Source organism: Geobacillus sp. CCR, assembly GCF_052906625.1.
Map to the genome: position 1 here is coordinate 1 of NZ_JBREBQ010000049.1, position 16,831 is coordinate 16,831.

The 16,831-nt window shown below is 51.0% G+C and carries 9 protein-coding genes, 3 pseudogenes and 1 riboswitch; of the genes and pseudogenes, 1 reads left to right on the top strand and 11 read right to left on the bottom strand.

The features are described from left to right. Window positions 1-215 precede the first annotated feature (215 nt). From ACVBDQ_RS16330 to ACVBDQ_RS16355, 6 genes are all read right to left on the bottom strand, one after another. Window positions 216-1,373: a saccharopine dehydrogenase C-terminal domain-containing protein gene (locus ACVBDQ_RS16330; protein ID WP_042381028.1), complete on the bottom strand. Its 1,158-nt coding sequence runs from the start codon at window positions 1,371-1,373 to the stop codon at window positions 216-218. 157 nt (window positions 1,374-1,530) lie between these two features. Further along, complete coding sequence (locus ACVBDQ_RS16335; RefSeq protein WP_042381027.1) at window positions 1,531-3,012, bottom strand: aldehyde dehydrogenase family protein; 1,482 nt, start codon at window positions 3,010-3,012, stop codon at window positions 1,531-1,533. Window positions 3,013-3,082: 70 nt separating this feature from the next. Beyond that, on the bottom strand, window positions 3,083-4,738 hold the full coding sequence (locus ACVBDQ_RS16340; RefSeq protein WP_446663343.1) for a thiamine pyrophosphate-binding protein: 1,656 nt from the start codon (window positions 4,736-4,738) through the stop codon (window positions 3,083-3,085). Then, window positions 4,735-5,913: an aminotransferase class I/II-fold pyridoxal phosphate-dependent enzyme gene (locus tag ACVBDQ_RS16345; protein ID WP_014194854.1), complete on the bottom strand. Its 1,179-nt coding sequence runs from the start codon at window positions 5,911-5,913 to the stop codon at window positions 4,735-4,737. The genes ACVBDQ_RS16340 and ACVBDQ_RS16345 overlap by 4 nt, the downstream gene beginning before the upstream one ends. 598 nt (window positions 5,914-6,511) lie before the next feature. Further along, window positions 6,512-8,200, bottom strand: a complete 1,689-nt coding sequence (gene thiC, locus ACVBDQ_RS16350; protein WP_307895516.1) for a phosphomethylpyrimidine synthase ThiC — start codon at window positions 8,198-8,200, stop codon at window positions 6,512-6,514. Between the two features lie 154 nt (window positions 8,201-8,354). After that, window positions 8,355-8,468: riboswitch (TPP riboswitch) on the bottom strand. A gap of 135 nt (window positions 8,469-8,603) precedes the next feature. Beyond that, on the bottom strand, window positions 8,604-9,857 hold the full coding sequence (locus ACVBDQ_RS16355) for a methyl-accepting chemotaxis protein (protein ID WP_307895515.1): 1,254 nt from the start codon (window positions 9,855-9,857) through the stop codon (window positions 8,604-8,606). 239 nt (window positions 9,858-10,096) lie between these two features. On the opposite strand from ACVBDQ_RS16355, the pseudogene ACVBDQ_RS16360 reads away from it, so the two are divergent. Continuing rightward, a pseudogene (locus tag ACVBDQ_RS16360) lies at window positions 10,097-10,258 on the top strand (IS982 family transposase); the annotation flags it as partial. Between the two features lie 262 nt (window positions 10,259-10,520). On the opposite strand, the gene ACVBDQ_RS16365 reads toward ACVBDQ_RS16360, so the two are convergent. From ACVBDQ_RS16365 to ACVBDQ_RS16385, 5 genes and pseudogenes are all read right to left on the bottom strand, one after another. Continuing rightward, a complete protein-coding gene (locus ACVBDQ_RS16365; protein WP_033009537.1) occupies window positions 10,521-13,592 on the bottom strand; it encodes an efflux RND transporter permease subunit in 3,072 nt (1,023 codons plus the stop codon). Between the two features lie 151 nt (window positions 13,593-13,743). Then, window positions 13,744-14,451, bottom strand: a pseudogene (locus ACVBDQ_RS16370) (nucleotide sugar dehydrogenase); the annotation flags it as partial. Window positions 14,452-14,568: 117 nt separating this feature from the next. Continuing rightward, window positions 14,569-15,210, bottom strand: a pseudogene (locus tag ACVBDQ_RS16375) (nucleotide sugar dehydrogenase); the annotation flags it as partial. Window positions 15,211-15,615: 405 nt separating this feature from the next. Further along, window positions 15,616-16,260, bottom strand: a complete 645-nt coding sequence (locus ACVBDQ_RS16380; protein WP_232722078.1) for an Rpn family recombination-promoting nuclease/putative transposase — start codon at window positions 16,258-16,260, stop codon at window positions 15,616-15,618. A gap of 192 nt (window positions 16,261-16,452) precedes the next feature. Beyond that, window positions 16,453-16,695, bottom strand: a complete 243-nt coding sequence (locus ACVBDQ_RS16385) for an N-acetylmuramoyl-L-alanine amidase family protein (protein WP_050368184.1) — start codon at window positions 16,693-16,695, stop codon at window positions 16,453-16,455. Window positions 16,696-16,831 lie beyond the last annotated feature (136 nt).

Below are 16,831 nucleotides of genomic sequence, written 5' to 3' on the forward strand. Positions count from 1 at the left end.
GTTTGCCGCCCGCTTCCTTCAGATTCTGCGTCGCCGCAGACACCCTTGCGTTAAGCTAACTGCTACTTCTGCCTTCGCAGTTCGGGACTTTCACCCTATAGACTGCACCCATGCCGGGCGCACACGAAAACACGCCCGTTTCTCGGTGAGAAACAGGCGTGTTTTTTATTCGGATCATTGTCATCATCTCTTATTATCACTCTATGATGCTTTTTTCATAAGCGAACCGTTTTCTTCTCGTTAATCACCACTCCTCGTTTTTTCATCTCGTCCATATATACATCCCCCGGAACGATTTGCTCCGGCGGATAGACGCCGCGCTTTGTGATCACCCCACGGCCGATGAGCTGGGCGACAGCGGAAATGGTGTAGGCCGTCGTACGCGCCATCGCCGTCACCTTATTTTCGCGGTCATTGAACGTGACGGTTTCGTATTCCAGCACCGTTTCTTTTCCATCTTTTCTACCGCCGACGATGACCCGAAGCAACACCACATCATCTTTTCCTTTCAAATCAAGCAGCGGCTTCAGGACGGAAAGCAGCACATCGCGCGGCTTGACTCTGCATCCATTGATCTCAACTTCCACATCGTTGCGTGTCAAATTCAAATCGACAAGCAGCTTGCATTTTTCCGCATGGCCGCGGTAGCGGATCGTTTTGTACTCGAGCCGCTTCAAGTTCGGAAACGAGCGCGAGAGCGTCGACGTCCCGCCTGAGGTGTGAAACGCTTCAAGCGGCCCGAACCGGTCGAAATAAATCGGCTCGACTTCCGAAAGGGACGGCACTTCCTGCTTTTGGCCGTTGCGGATGATCAAGGCCGGATCGGTGTAATGGTCAAGCAGCCCCTCGAGCGAAAACACATGGTTGTACTCCAGCGGCGGTTCGGGGCGGACGGGGATGCCGCCAACATACAGCAAGATGGATTCCACCTCATCGAGTTGACTCGCCCCATAGCCGGATAAAATGTTGATCATTCCGGGTGCGACGCCAAGGTCGGGGATGATGGTCACCCCAGCGGCTTGGGCTTGTTCATGCAGCTCAAGCACCCGGTCGGTGATATGGCCGATATGGCCGCCTAAATCGACAGAATGGACGCCAGCTGCAATAGCTGTTTTCGCCACCGTTTCGTTAAACTGGTAAAACAAGGCGTTGACAACCACATCGTGCCCTTTCATGAAAGCCGACAGCTGCCGCTTGTCGCTGGCATCCACCCGCACAGCGGCAAGCTTTTTGGAATGAAGCTGCCGCACCGTCTGCTCCGCCTTAGCCAAATCGACATCCGCCAACGTCACCGCCTCAACATCTTGGCTTTGCACTAAATCGCGTGCTGCTTCTTTGCCCATCAGCCCCGCTCCAAGCACGAGCACTTTCATCGTTCTTTCCCCCTCTGTCACCGATTCTTTGCCATACGCTCACATGACAGCCGCTTTTTTCACATCTTTGCCGCGGCCGCTGCTTCGATTCACGATATATGTTCCACGTTGATCTTCGCTTCTCTTTTGCCGGCCATGTTGCAAGCGACAGCCCGGTTCAATCATCGGTATCGATTTGCGCCCGCTGCAGCTTGCCGCTGAAATCGACATAAATGCTCCGCCATTCGGTGAATACGTCAAGCGCAGCGACGCCGGAGTCGCGGTGGCCGTTGCCCGTCCCTTTCGTGCCGCCAAACGGCAAATGAATTTCCGCTCCCGTTGTGCCGGCGTTGACATACACGATGCCGGTGTCCAAATCACGCATCGCTCGGAATACATTGTTGACATCGCGTGTGAAAATGGCGCTTGACAGCCCATAATCGACGCTGTTGTTGACGGCGATCGCTTCGTCCAAACTGCGGACGGACATGATCGATACAACCGGGCCGAAAATTTCTTCGCGGGCGATGCGCATATTCGGCGTGACATCGGTGAAAATCGTCGGCGCGTAGTAAAAGCCGCGCGCATAGTCGCCCTCGCGCAATATATAGCCACCCACAAGCAATTTCGCCCCTTCTTCTACACCAATGCGCACGTAGCGGTCGATTTTTTGCAGCGCCTCTTCATGGATGACGGGTCCGACTTTGACCGTTTCATCCAACCCGTTGCCGATTTTCAATGTTTTCACGGCTTCCAGCAGACGCCGCTCAAGCTCCTGTTTCACCCGCTCATGGACGATGACCCGGCTGCACGCCGTGCACCGCTGCCCCGACGTGCCGAACGCACTCCAGATGATGCCGTCAACCGCCAATGTCAAATCCGCATCATCCATCACAATGACGGCGTTTTTTCCTCCCATTTCAAGCGACACCTTTTTCAACAGCCGTCCGCATTTTTCCGCAATCATCCGCCCGACTTCATTCGATCCGGTAAATGAGATGACCTTGACATCAGGATGCTCGACGAGCGCATTGCCGACTGTCGGCCCGTCACCGTGGACCACATGAAACACTCCCGGCGGCAAGCCCGCTTCTTCAAAAATGCGAGCTAATTCCTGCGCCATGATCGGTGTCTCGGGCGCTGGCTTCCATACGACCGCATTGCCGGCAACAATGGCCGGAAACGACTTCCAAGTGGCGATGGCAATGGGAAAATTCCATGGCGTGATGATGCCGACAACCCCCACCGGCACGCGGACGCTCATCGCAAACTTGTCTTTCAGCTCAGACGGCGTCGTATCGCCGAACAGCCGCCGCCCTTCCCCCGCCATGTAAAACGCCATATCAATGCCTTCCTGCACTTCGCCGCGCGCTTCCTCGATCACCTTGCCCATTTCCATCGTCAACAGCCGTGCCAATTGTTCTTTCCGCTCCTTTAGCAGCATCCCAACTTTATACAAGATTTCCGCGCGTTTCGGCGCCGGCACGAGCGCCCACTGTCTTTGCGCTTCTTTGGCTGCCTGAACGGCCTCATCAATATCGTTTGGCCCGGACATCGCCACCTCGGCAATCGTTTCCCCCGTCGCCGGATTGATCACCGGCGCAAATTGCCCGGTGCTTGGCTCCTTCCATTCTCCATTGATATAGTTTTGGATTTTCACTGTATACTCCCCCCATTTTTCTAGATGATTTATTGAGATAATTTATACATTGAACGCCGAGCGATGATCGTCAGGACTTCCTCTTGGCCCGCAAGTCCTGGATCGTGGCGGCCACCGAAATGTGGTCCGGATCGGCCAATACTTCAATCACCGTCGGCTTCTTGGCCTCAAGCGCCAACAGAAGCGCTTCCGTGAACTGTTGTTCCGTCTGTACTTGGAACCCGCGGCCGTTTAGGCATTCTGCCAAACGGGCAAACGACACGCGGCCTAAATCGGTGCCGATGACCCGCCCCGGAAACTGCAATTCTTGATGCATGCGGATGGTGCCGTACATATGATTGTTAAACACAATGCTGATGATCGGAATATCGTATCGAGCGGCCGTTTCCAACTCCTGCACCGTCATCATAAAGCCGCCATCCCCGGATAAAGAAACGACGGTCCGGTCGGGAAAGGCCAGTTTCGCGCCAATGGCGGCCGGCATGCCATATCCCATCGCTCCTGACGTCGGGCCGATGTACGTGTGCCCATCCCCAAACGGGAAAAAAGCATGGAGCCAACCGGCGAAATTCCCGGCATCGTTCGTAATGACCGCATTTTTTGGCAAATGGCGCGCCAAACTTGCCATCACAGCTTCATAGAGATTGCGATGTTCCACCGGCAGCCTGGCTGTTTGTTCGTACCGTTTCCTCCGTTCAGCCGCCCATTCCTGCCAAGACGGCCGCACCGCGAGATCGAGCAAACGGGACAGCGCTTCCCGACAGTCAGCCCAAACCGCGATATCCGGTGCATACACTTTTCCGAGCCCATCGCTGTCAATATCGATATGAATCAGCGTCTGCGTTGGAGATAGCAAACGGTAATCTTGCGTCGTCACTTCCGACAGCCGCGTCCCCAACGCAATCACCACATCGGCCTGCTCAGCCGTTTCCATGACCTCTTTCGGCGTCCCTAGGCCTAGGTGTCCGACATAGCACGGATGGTTGTGGGGAAACACGTCATGCCGCCGGAACGCCGCCATGACCGGAAGTGCATACTTTTCCGCCCATAAGCGCAGCAACTGCTCGGCTCCCGACCATTTGACGCCGCCGCCAGCAATCACGAGCGGCCGTTTGGCGCGCTCGAGCCGCTCCTTTATATTCCGTATATCCTCTTGCCTTGGTGCCGGCTTCGGCACATCGGTCTCGGCCATCACTGCTTCCGCTATCGTTTTGGAAAATACATCTTCTGGCAGTGAAACGACGACGGGGCCGGGCCGCCCTGTTTTCGCGGTGCGAAACGCCCGTTGCACCAGCTCTGGCACCCGCTCGGCTTCGCGAATTTCGACCGCCCATTTGGCGATCGGACGAAAAAACGCTTCCATATCGACTTCCTGAAATCCTTCACGCCCTAGGAAGCGGCTGTTCACTTGCCCCAAAAACACGACCATCGGAGTGGAATCTTGCCTCGCGGTATGGACGCCAATCGCCAAATTCGCTCCGCCGACCGCCCTTGTAGCCAGCACGACGCCGCACTTTTGCGACGCTTTCGCATACCCTTCCGCCATAAAGGAAGCACCCCCTTCATGGCGGGCGGAGATGAACTCGATGGATGGCTCATCATAGATGGCATCAAGCAGGGGCAAATAACTTTCCCCCGGCACACCAAACACATAACGGATTTGTTCCTGTTTGAAACATTCGACGATGGCTTGAGCCACCGTGATGTGACGCATCGTTCTCTTCATCGCGCCGATTCCTCCCAATCCACTTGCTTCCATCGTTCAACGGCTTGCTGCAGACGCTCCATCGGCGCTGACAGCGATACGCGGACATATCCTTCCCCTGCGGATCCAAACGCTGTTCCCGGTGTTACGATGACTCCCGCTTCTTCCAGCAATTTGGCGGCAAATCGTTCGGACGAGTATCCGTCATAGACCGGGATCCACAAGAAAAAGGTCGCTTTCGGCCGCTGCACGTCGATGCCCAGTTCTCGAAGTCTCTCGACCATCATATTCATGCGTTGTTCATAAATGCGGCTATTTTCTCGAATAAACGTCCGTCCGTTCGTCAAAGCGGCCACCGCCGCCTTCTGGATCGGAATAAACTGGCACGTATCCGTGTTGCTCTTGATCACCGAAAGCGCTCGAATCATGTCCCGGTTTCCGACTACGTATCCGATGCGGCAGCCGGCCATGTTATAGCTTTTGGACAACGATCCAAATTCCACCGCCACTTCCTTTGCCCCGTCCACCTGCAAAATGCTCGGCGCTTGAAAACCGGCAAACGTCACGAACGAGTAGGCCGCATCATGAGCAATGAACATCTGGTGCTGACGGGCAAGTGAAACGGCTTCGGCAAATACATCCAAATCGACAGCGGCGGCCGTCGGATTGCTCGGATAATTGAGAAACATGATTTTCGCTTGGTCATAAACGGACGAGGGAAGCGCATCAAACCGAGGAATATAACCATGTTGCGCATCGAGCGGCAGCGATAGGCTCTGGCCGCGGGCAAAATGGACGGCCGTCCGATAGACGGGATAGCCCGGATCAGGCACTAAGGCGAGCTCGCCGGGATTGAGAACGGCTTGCAGCAAATGGACGATTCCTTCTTTCGAGCCGATTAACGCCAACACCTCGGTCTCCGGATCGAGCTTGACGCCATATTCCCGTTCATAAAAACGCGCGACCGCTTCCCGATACTCCCTGCAGCCGCCATACGGCGAATACGTATAGTGTTCTGGCGCATCGAGCGCTTCTTTCAACTCTTCGATGACAAAGGAAGGGGGCGGCAAATCGGGGGCGCCGATCCCTAAATCAATGACATCGACCCCGAGCTTTAGCAATTCTTCTTTTTTCTTCTGAAATCGGGAGAACAAATATGGCGGCATCGTCTGCACAATATCGGAAAATGTGTTCAATCCCATCCCTCCTCATAGCCCTTCGTTTCAGTTTATGCGCACGCCCATCACCCTCATGCCCGTCTCACGTTCAAGAAGCAGCCTATCATACCAATGGCTTTCTCACATCAAGACATCATCAAAATCTTTTTTCTCGAAAAGCGGTCGATGCAGGAGAAGGGGTTATTTTTTCACTAAGCTGCTAGAAAAACGCGATCAACCTTCTGAAACCCGGCCCTTTCGCCATAAAAAGAAGCGGCCGGCATCATCCACGGTTCGATGACGCAACTGGCCGCTGTCTATGGAAGCGAAGCGCCGGCGAAGGCGCCGCGATAGACTGCGCAGTTTTCCCCGCATGATCATTCTATGACTAGAAATTTGCACCTTATGCCATTATCATAATCAATCCGAAACGATTTGTAAATATATTTTTTAAAAATTATATATTTTTAAAATAATAAGGAACCGCACCAATTTGCACAACAAACAAGAGGGGCGGTGAACGTTCGCCCCCCTCCGCTGCTTCGATCAGCACCGAGCGTTTTCCAGCTCATGCTTTTTCCGTTGATCGAACTTCCATATCCTCTCCACCATGCCGAGCATCGCAGCCCGCTTCTTGTCATTGATACAGCGACGACCCTTGCCGAATAAATTGTTGCGCTTTTTCTTTCATCCCCTCCTCTTTGATTTTCCGTTGCAGTTCATGTGAAATGTTCATGGAACAAAATTTCGGCCCGCACATCGAACAAAAATGGGCCGTTTTCGCCGCCTCAGCCGGCAATGTTTCATCATGATACTCGCGGGCCCGTTCCGGATCGAGGGATAAATTGAACTGATCGTTCCAACGAAATTCAAAGCGCGCTTTCGAGAGCGCGTCGTCACGCTGCTGAGCGGCTGGATGCCCTTTTGCCAGATCAGCCGCATGGGCGGCGATTTTATAGGCCACGACCCCGGCGCGTACGTCCTCTTTATTCGGCAACCCTAAATGTTCTTTGGGCGTTACGTAACAAAGCATCGCCGTTCCATAAGCGCCAATGATGGCGGCGCCAATCGCTGACGTAATATGGTCATACCCGGGCGCGATGTCGGTGACAAGCGGCCCTAACGTATAAAACGGCGCTCCATGACAAATTTCCTGTTCCCGCTCGACATTTTCGCGAATTTTATGCATCGGAATGTGCCCCGGCCCTTCGATCATCACCTGCACATCATGCTTCCAGGCGATTTTCGTCAGCTCGCCGAGCGTCTTGAGTTCCGCAAACTGCGCCTCATCGTTCGCATCGGCGATGGAGCCGGGGCGCAAGCCGTCGCCAAGGGAGATCGCGACATCGTATTGTTTCAAAATCTCGCAGATTTCTTCAAAATGCGTATACAAAAAGTTTTCTTCATGGTGGGCCAAACACCATTGGGCGATGATCGAGCCGCCGCGCGAGACAATTCCGGTCGTCCGGTTGGCGGTGAGCGGAATGTAATGAAGCCGCACACCGGCGTGGATCGTCATGTAGTCGACTCCTTGTTCAGCCTGCTCGATGAGCGTCTCGCGGTACACGTCCCATGTCAGCTTCTCCGGCACCCCTCCTACCTTTTCGAGCGCCTGATAAATCGGCACCGTTCCCACGGGGACCGGCGAATTGCGGATGATGTACTCGCGCGTTTCATGAATGTGTTTGCCGGTCGATAAATCCATGACCGTATCGGCGCCCCAACGCACTGCCCAAAGCAATTTTTCCACTTCGTCTTCAATCGATGAAGAAACAGCCGAGTTGCCGATATTGGCATTAATTTTCACATGGAAACGACGTCCGATGATCATCGGTTCGCTCTCTGGATGGTTAATATTGGCCGGAATAATGGCCCGACCAGCGGCGACTTCTTGGCGGACAATTTCTGGATCGATTTGTTCACGAATCGCGACAAACTCCATTTCTGGCGTAATGATCCCCCGTTTGGCGTAATGCATTTGTGTCACTGTTTTTCCGGGCTTTGCCCTCAATGGACGGCGCACGAACGGCAGCGGGCGGACGCCGGCGGTCGCTGATGGCTTCACTTCTTCGACATCGCCGCGCTCAACAATCCAGTTGCGGCGAAGAGGCGGCAATCCTTTTTCGACGTCCGGCTCAAAATGAGGATCGGTGTATGGACCGGTTGTGTCATAGACGCGCACCGGCTCGTTTTCCACCGTTCCTTGCGGCGTTTTCGTCGGCGACAACACGATCTCTCTCATCGGCACGCGCACATCCTTGCGCGATCCTTCAATGTACACCTTGCGGCTGGCTGGAAATGACATGAACGAGCGGATGTTTTCCATGCGGCTTTCCTCCTTTGAAATGGTGGTTGAGACCTGCAGCCGCACCAGCAAAAGAGAGGCAAAAACGGGGGATATTTACGCAAAAACGGGTTCCGCAAAACGAACGGAACCCGATCAAGGCAAAAAGGCCAAATGAACAGCCTGTGCGTCCATCTGTTCCCGCTGCCTGCTTCCCTACGCTGGCATGACCCAGATCAGGTTCAAAGGGTCAAAGAACTTCATCGCGTTCTTTTCTCAGCCCGGCTCCCGGACTCCCCTAGCAGATGAGCGTATAACAATGATGACTGACTTTTTTTATTTTATCAGGCAATTGGCAAAGATGCAAACCATTTTATTCCAAACGTTGACTCCCACACGTCGTTTGAAAGCCCCTCTTTCTCGAAGAAAGCGTCCTTTTCCTCACTCACACAGAAAATTTCTTCAGCATTGCCCGCATCTCGTCCGCCATCTGACCGAGCGATGTCGACGAAGAGGCGATTTCCTCGACGGAAGCCATTTGTTCCTGCGTCGCTGCCGATACGTTGGCCGCACCAGACGCTGACTGTTCGACAATATTGGTCATCTGTTGGAGTGCGTCGTTCACTTGACGAGCATGCTCCGTCATTTGCTCGATGGCGGACGATACTTGTCCAATTTGTTTGCTCACTTGGCCGACCTCCTCGCGGATATGGGCAAATGATTGGCCGCATGCCGCCGCAACGTTCAATCCTTTCGCCACTTCGGCGATCACCTGTTCGGCAGACGCAACTGCCCGCTTCGTTTCTTCTTGAATGTAACCGATCAGCTCGGAAATTTGTTGCGCTGAGCGCGCTGATTGTTCTGCGAGCTTCCTCACTTCGTCCGCGACAACCGCAAACCCTTTCCCTTGCTCGCCGGCGCGCGCCGCTTCGATCGCCGCATTGAGCGCCAACAAATTCGTCTGCGACGCAATGCCGGTGATCGCTTCCGTAATCTGTCCAATCTCGTTGGAGCGCTCCCCAAGCCCTTTCACCACCTGGCCGAGCGTTTGCACATGATCGTAAATGAACTGCATTTGCTCGGACATTTGTCCGATTGACTGCTTGCCGTCCTCTGCTTTCGCCGACGTTTTCTCGGCGCGGTGCGCCACATCTTTCGTATGGCAAGCGACGTCGCTCAATGTTTGGGAAATATCATGCACGGACGCGGCGGTGGTGCGGACAGCATCGGCCTGTTCCTCCGCACTTGCCGCAAGCGTTTCCATCGTTGTCGCAATTTGCTCTGTCGCTTTCGTCGTCTGTTCGGCGACAGCGGCAAGCTGCTGAGAATATTGCGCTACTTCTTCGGCATGATGTTGGATTTGCCCCATCACACTTTGCCAAGCGTCTGCCATATCGTTTAACGACGCCGCAATCGGCCGCAGCTGCTGCACGCGATCAAGCGGTATGCGCACCGTCAAATCTCCGCCTGTCATCTTGCCTAAATGTTCGTTAATAACGGCAATCGGGGCAACAAACCGTCGATAGTTGAGCGTTGCCGAAACGAAGCCGAGCATCGCGCCAAACAGCACTGTAGCAACAAGCGTCCACCAAAATGCCGCCCCGCGAATGCCGTTGACCAGGCATGTGGCCATGCCGATCGCCGCTGTGCCAGGAATGACAACGAACATTGTGCGAATGATATAAGTGCTTAACGACAACCCTTTCTCCTCCTTTTTTCCTATTGTCGAAAAATTTTTGTCTGCTGCTGTAGCATTGACATATTCGTCAACGTGCATTGGTTTTCCTTCTTTAGCGCCCAACCGGACATCCTTTATATGACAGGAGTTCATCAAAAACCCGTGGTGCTAGATAAAATCGAGTAAGCATAAAAATAGCCCTTGCTTGTGGATCTCCTGTAGAATGAAAGTGCTATCCAACATTCGAAAGGAGAATCCCCATGCAAGAGCACTTTCATTTTACTACAGATCAAGCAAAGATTCAAAAACAATATGCAGTCATTTTCTTTTTTGTTTCTGCCCAGCTGTCACAAATTCAATTCTATCTTCAACGTCGCAATCGTCATTTGGTGAAACAAGAAGATACGGTGATCATTGCTATATAAGTTGCAATAAAGATTTTCCGATTGTTCGATTCTGTTTTCCTTCATAACAAGTCATTTTGATAGAATGCAGCGGGCGTTCTACTGGATGTAAAACAAAGTTTCAACTTATATAGTAATGTCTCCGCTTTTTCTAAGCAAGTAGCACTTTGCGGAGTGCAAAACGGAAATGTATTACAATTCTTTCTTCATATAATATGAAATTCCTTTGTACGTTTCCGTGAAAAACGACCTCCCAATCGAGGCTGGGAGATCGTTTTCTTTAACCGCTATGCTTCATTTTTCTCGTTTCCTTATCAAACAAACTGTATACGACAGGGATGACGAACAATGTCAAAAAGGTGCTGCTAATTAAGCCGCCGATGACGGTGATGGCCAATGGCTGGTTCATTTCCGCTCCTTCGCCAATGCCAAACGCCAGCGGCAGCAACCCTAAAATCGTTGTCAAGGCCGTCATCAAAATCGGACGGACGCGCAATTTCACCGATGTGACAATCGCATCGTAGCTCGCCAAACCTTTTTCTTTCATTTGATTAATGTAATCAACAATCACGATCGCGTTGTTGACGACGATACCCGCAAGCACGATGACGCCGATAATCGCCATAACGCTAACTGGCGTTTTCGTTGCCATTAAGCCAAGCGCGACACCGATGGCCATCAGCGGCACGGTGAACATAATGACAAACGGATATTTCAGCGATTCAAATTGCGCCGCCATGACAAGGTACACGAACGTAATCGCTAAGGCAAAGGCAAGCAGCAAATCACCCAACGCCGATTCTAACAATTCGCGGTCGCCGCCAAAGACGATTTCCGTCTCTTCCGGAAGATGCAATTTCGCGATTTCTTTATCGACAATCGCGGACATCTCCCCTAAATTCGTCGTGTTTTTGTATTTTAATGTAAACTGAACGGCGTATTGCTCATCGATGCGATGAATTTGAACCGGGCTTTTCCCGATCGTAATATCCGCAATGTCGCCAAGCGGAATAAACGTGCCGTCTTGCTTTTTGATCAGCAGTTTTTTCAAATTGTCGACCGAGTTTTTCACCGATTCGTCGTATTCGACGTTAACGTTGTACAAATTCGACTCTTTATCAAGCATGCGTGTCGCCGTCACACCGCGTGTCATATCGTTGACCATCGTCGCCACTTGCGCTGGAGTAAACCCTTGCGCGAGCGCTTTTTCGCGATCGACTTTGATTTGAATTTCGTCGACTGTTTCCGAAATATCGGTCGTCAGTTCGTTCACTTCATCGAGTTTGCTTAAGCGGTCGTATATTTTTTCCACCGCTTTTTCCAGCCGCGCTTCATTCGTATCTTTCACGCTGAACACAAGCGTATTCGGCGTACTTCCTGCAGTCGATTGCAAGTTGATCGATACTTCCGCCGTTTGATTCGCTTTTTTCGCTGCCTGTTCCATATCGTTCTTTATGTCATCGACAACGTCAAATACGGAACGGTCTCGCTCGTCCAAGTCTTTCATTTTCACATATATTTCAGCAACATTGCTTTGCGATGTACCGCGGAACGCCTGCTCCTGCGTCGAGCCGATTAAGCTGACATACGCATCAATTTCTTTTACTTTTTTCAACTCGTCTTCAATGGAAGAAACAACCTTTTCCGTTTCGCGGAGGGCGCTGCCGTTGGCAAGGTTGACGCGGATGGAGAAAAAGCCTTCATCCGTATTCGGCAAAAACTGCATGCCGACTTTCGTAACGCCAAATAACCCGAAAGCTAACGTACCGATCGCAAGCAACAACACAATGATCCGATGGCGCAGCGACCATCTCACTATCTTGTCCAGACCGACAAGCATGCGCGAAGACTGGCGTTTTTCCTCGATGTTTTCGCGAGGCGGTTTTAACCAGCGGCTCGCCAGCATCGGCACGACCGTCAATGCCACGAACAATGACGCAAGCAAGCTAAACGAAATCGTTAACGCAAATTCGGTAAACAAATCGCCGATTAATCCCGTAATGAAAATGACTGGTACAAACACGGCCACCGTTGTCAACGTGGACGCGGTGATCGCAGCGCCGACTTCTTTTACCCCGTCTCTTGCCGCTTGTTTCGGATCTTTCCCCATTGATAAATGGCGGTAAATATTTTCGATCACGACAATCGAGTTATCGACGAGCATTCCGATACCGAGCGCAAGACCGCCAAGCGTCATCATGTTTAACGTAAAATCAGCAAAATACATTAACACAAACGTCACGATGACCGAATACGGAATCGCGATGCCGATAATAAGCGGGCTTTTTGCACTGCGCAAGAATAAAAACAGCACCAGCATCGCGAATACTCCGCCAAGAACGAGCGACTGAAAAATGTTCTGAATCGTCCGCTGAATAAAATCGCCTTGGTCAAATAAAACATCCGCATGAACCGCCGAAAATTTTTTCGTATCCAACAATTCGTTCAAGCGTTTTTCGAACGCTTTCGACACTTCTGCTGTATTGGCATCCGCTTTTTGCAGCACGCTTAATAATACAGAAGGCTTCTCGTTCGTGCGCGTAATCGTATCTTCTTTTTCCGGCACAATCGCAATATCGGCGATATCTTGCAAACGAACTTTTTCGCCGTTGAGCGGATTCACCGTGACAACGAGCTGTTTTAACGTATCAATGGAGTCGATCGTGCTGATAATCCGGGTCGTTAACTGCTTATCATCGATCACGACCGTCTCGCCTGGAAGCGAAATATCGTTGGCGGAGATAAAGTTGGCAATATCTTGCTGGCTCAGCTTATACGTTTTTAATTTCTCCTGGTCCAACAGCACCCGCACGTTTTTCGTCAACGTGCCGGAAACATTCACACTGGCGACCCCTTCTACCTTCGTCAGCTCTGCTCGCAGCTGATCCGCTAATTGTTTTAAAAGTTCCTCGTTCCCTTTCTTCGATGTTAATGTTAGCTGAATAATCGGGAACTGTGACGGGTCAAACTTCAAAAACCGCGGCTTGTTGACATCATCCGGAAGCGCCGTCTGATCGATCCGCTGCAATACATCGTTTTGCACATCATCAATCGATGTCGACCACGAAAACTGCAGCAAAATCAAATTAGAACCTTCCTGCGATGTCGATGTGATCGACTTTAGCCCAGGCAATGTCGACAAATTCGCCTCCAGCGGCTTCGTGACTTTCTCAAGCACTTCCTTCGGTCCCGCCCCTGGATAGCTCGTTACGACCACCCCGACTGGCGGATTAATATCCGGGATCAGCTTCATCGGGATATTGAACAGCGACACTGCTCCTAAAATCAACACTAAAATCATCGAAACGAGCGTAAAAACCGGTCTTCGTATCGAAAAGTCACTGATTTTCATCGTCTTCCCCCTCTTATGTAAACAAAAAAGTTTTCTTCTATAAGCCGCATCCACCACTCCCATTCGCGCCGTCCTCATCCATGGCGGCGGATGGAGATGTAGACGCTTGTCCATCGATGCAAAGCGATCAATAACAGTACAACCTGTTTGCCTAGCGATTTAACACATCCTCGTGTTCACGCAGACGGTAGTGGTCTTCCGCTGGACACATCCGCTTCCGGCCGATCGATTCATAAATGATTCCTGCCTCGCGCGCGCTTTCTAGGCTGTAACAATTCCGGCCATCAAACACGAACGGCGTTTTCATTAAGTTCGCATATTGGCGGACATCAAATTGCCGGATTTCCGGCCACTCCGTGAAAATAAAACAAATATCTGCGTCCGTAATCGCCTCTTCGATCGTTGAACAATACGTGAGCTCCTGCGGGAATACGCGCTTTGCGTTTTCCATCCCAACCGGGTCCCACACTCTTACATTCGCGCCTTCCTCCAATAAGATCGCGATATTGGCGAGGGAAGGGGCCTCCCTGATATCGTCCGTTCCCGGCTTAAACGTAAGGCCTAACACCGCCACCTCCAGTCCGCGAAAATGGCTCACGTACGTTCTCGCCTTTTCGATCAATTTGACTTTTTGAGTTTCATTTACTTCCATCGCCGCTTGCACCGTTTTCAGCTCATAACCGTGACCGTCCGCAAGCCAGCGCAGCGCTTTCGTATCTTTCGGAAAACACGACCCGCCATAACCGATGCCAGCACGCAAAAAGCGGCTCCCGATTCGCGGATCCATTCCCATTCCTTTCGCGACGTCTTCGATATCGGCGCCCACCATTTCGCATACATTCGCGATTTCATTAATATACATAAGTTGAAACTTTGTTTTACATCCAGTAGAACGCCCGCTGCATTCTATCAAAATGACTTGTTATGAAGGAAAACAGAATCGAACAATCGGAAAATCTTTATTGCAACTTATATAGGATATTTTCAAGGCGAGAAAAACGTTGGATACGTATTTCACCATTTCCGCACTTTTCCGGTCTGTCACGACATAAGGAAGATAAAACGGATCGTACAGCTCTTTCATGACCTTCTCCGCATGCGGCGATTCCACGCCCAGCACAATTCTCGATGCATGCAGCATATCTTTGACTGCTGTCCCTTGCGATAAAAACTCGGGATTCGCGGCAACCTCAATGTGGACAGGGTGCTTCTGATGTTCATATATCCAACGTTCCACTTCATCGCTCGTACCGACGGGGACGGTAGATTTCACCGCCACCACACAGTCTTTTTCCGCTGTCTGGGCGATTTGCTTTGCCGCTTCCTACACATACCGCAAATTCACCGATCCATCCGGCTCTTCCGGAGTGCCAACAGCGATGATGATGACATCTGCCCGCCGATACGCTGCCGCATAATCGGTCGTAAACAGCAGCCGCTCGCCATTTTTCCTTATTAACTCCTCCAACCCTGGCTCATAGATCGGCGGCTTCCCGCGCTGAAGCAGCCTCACTTTTTCCGCATCGACATCCACGCACACCACCTTGTGCCCCTTTTCCGCCAGACACGCGGCGGTGACAAGTCCTACATACCCCGCACCCGCTACGGCAACATCCATATTCGATCACACCTTTGATGGTTTACTCCGCTCGCAAATGCGATTCATGGCATATGGCCATCCAATAACCCATCATTTCTGCCAAACGCTCGCATTCGTCCATGATATTCTCATTCATATATGAAGTTATTATAACTGATAATGAACCTCTTTTGCATTTTCCGTGATTGTGTATGTAAGTGCAGATCCATCATATGGAATTCCATGTGAGTGTTCTAAAGGTTTATTCGATTTACCTATTTATGACGAAATTCATTGTTTTTTGTTGATTTTATTATAAGTTACTAATGTGCTTGATACTTCTAATTATTGAAAAAACAAAAAGGAGAGCCGTCCACTTCTGACTGTGGCAAGCTCTCCTTCTCTTTGGTAAAACTCGAAAAGGAACAATGCGCTACACCGGTACTATTTCATCCACTTTCGCACTTCCTCTTCGGTAAGGCCAGTGAGATCGGCGATGTCTTTCGCTGTCATTCCTTTTGCCGCCATATGGCGAATCATTTTCTTCCGTTCTTCCTCTCGTCCTTCTTCCCGCCCTTTCTTCAATCCTTCCTCTAGTCCTGCACGCCGCTCCCCAAGAAGATTGGAAAGCTGATCGCGCAGCCATTTTAAACGCATTTCATACGCATATCGGTTTTCCGGACTGACACTTAGCTTTTCCCATTCTTCTAACGCTTCGCGAATTTCTTGTTCATTCATCGCCCACTCCTCCAATTCGCTCCACATCGTTTCATCTAATCTGCTATCACGGCCGTCTACCACCGATAACATCATCAGCCACGGCACTTCTGCTGACTTTTTCATCTCCCGTCTATATTTCTTCCATTGTACCATAAACTGCGACAAATCAATCGCATGGAATTCGATATGAGCACTCCAAAGGAAATGTTCCTCATCTTCACGTAAATGAAACACGGTATGAAAACGGTCTGTTTCATGAGGAAATAAAGGGTAGTTGAGGATCGTAACCATAATGGTTGGAGGAAGTTCGGAATACACTTCTTCAACCAAAATCACTTTTTTGCGCTTGTAATGGTGTCGGTGATACACTCATCATACTTCCCGGCCATGCTCCTACTATCTCAAGTACCGGAAACGCAATCGACTTCTCCCCTCACCCTGACTGTTATACTATTTTAGCAATTTCCCAACCCCATATACGATTCTATTAGAACAATGTTGTCTCTTTGCTTCTAAAGATAGAAAAAGACAGGATACTCCCACACCCTGCCTTTTCGTTCATTATTCAAAATAATTGCGAAGCCCAGTGGAAATCGCGCTTGTCACTTCCTGCTGGTAACGATCTGTCGCAATGATGCTCGCTTCCGTCGGATTGCTCAAATATCCTAATTCTACTAGCACGGACGGAAGCTCGTTTTCGCGAATCACGTAATAATCTCCGAAACTCGCCCCGCGAAACGGAATCGACATCATGCGGGAAAACGGATGTTCCAGCGACAATGCAAGCAAATAGTCGGAAAACATATCATAGTAACCCGTGGTGCTAGATAAAACTCAGACAAGCATAAAAATAGCCCTTGCTGGCGGATCTCCAGTAGAATGAAAGTGTCACCCAACATTCGAAAGGAGAATCCCCATGCAAGAGCACTTTCATTTTACT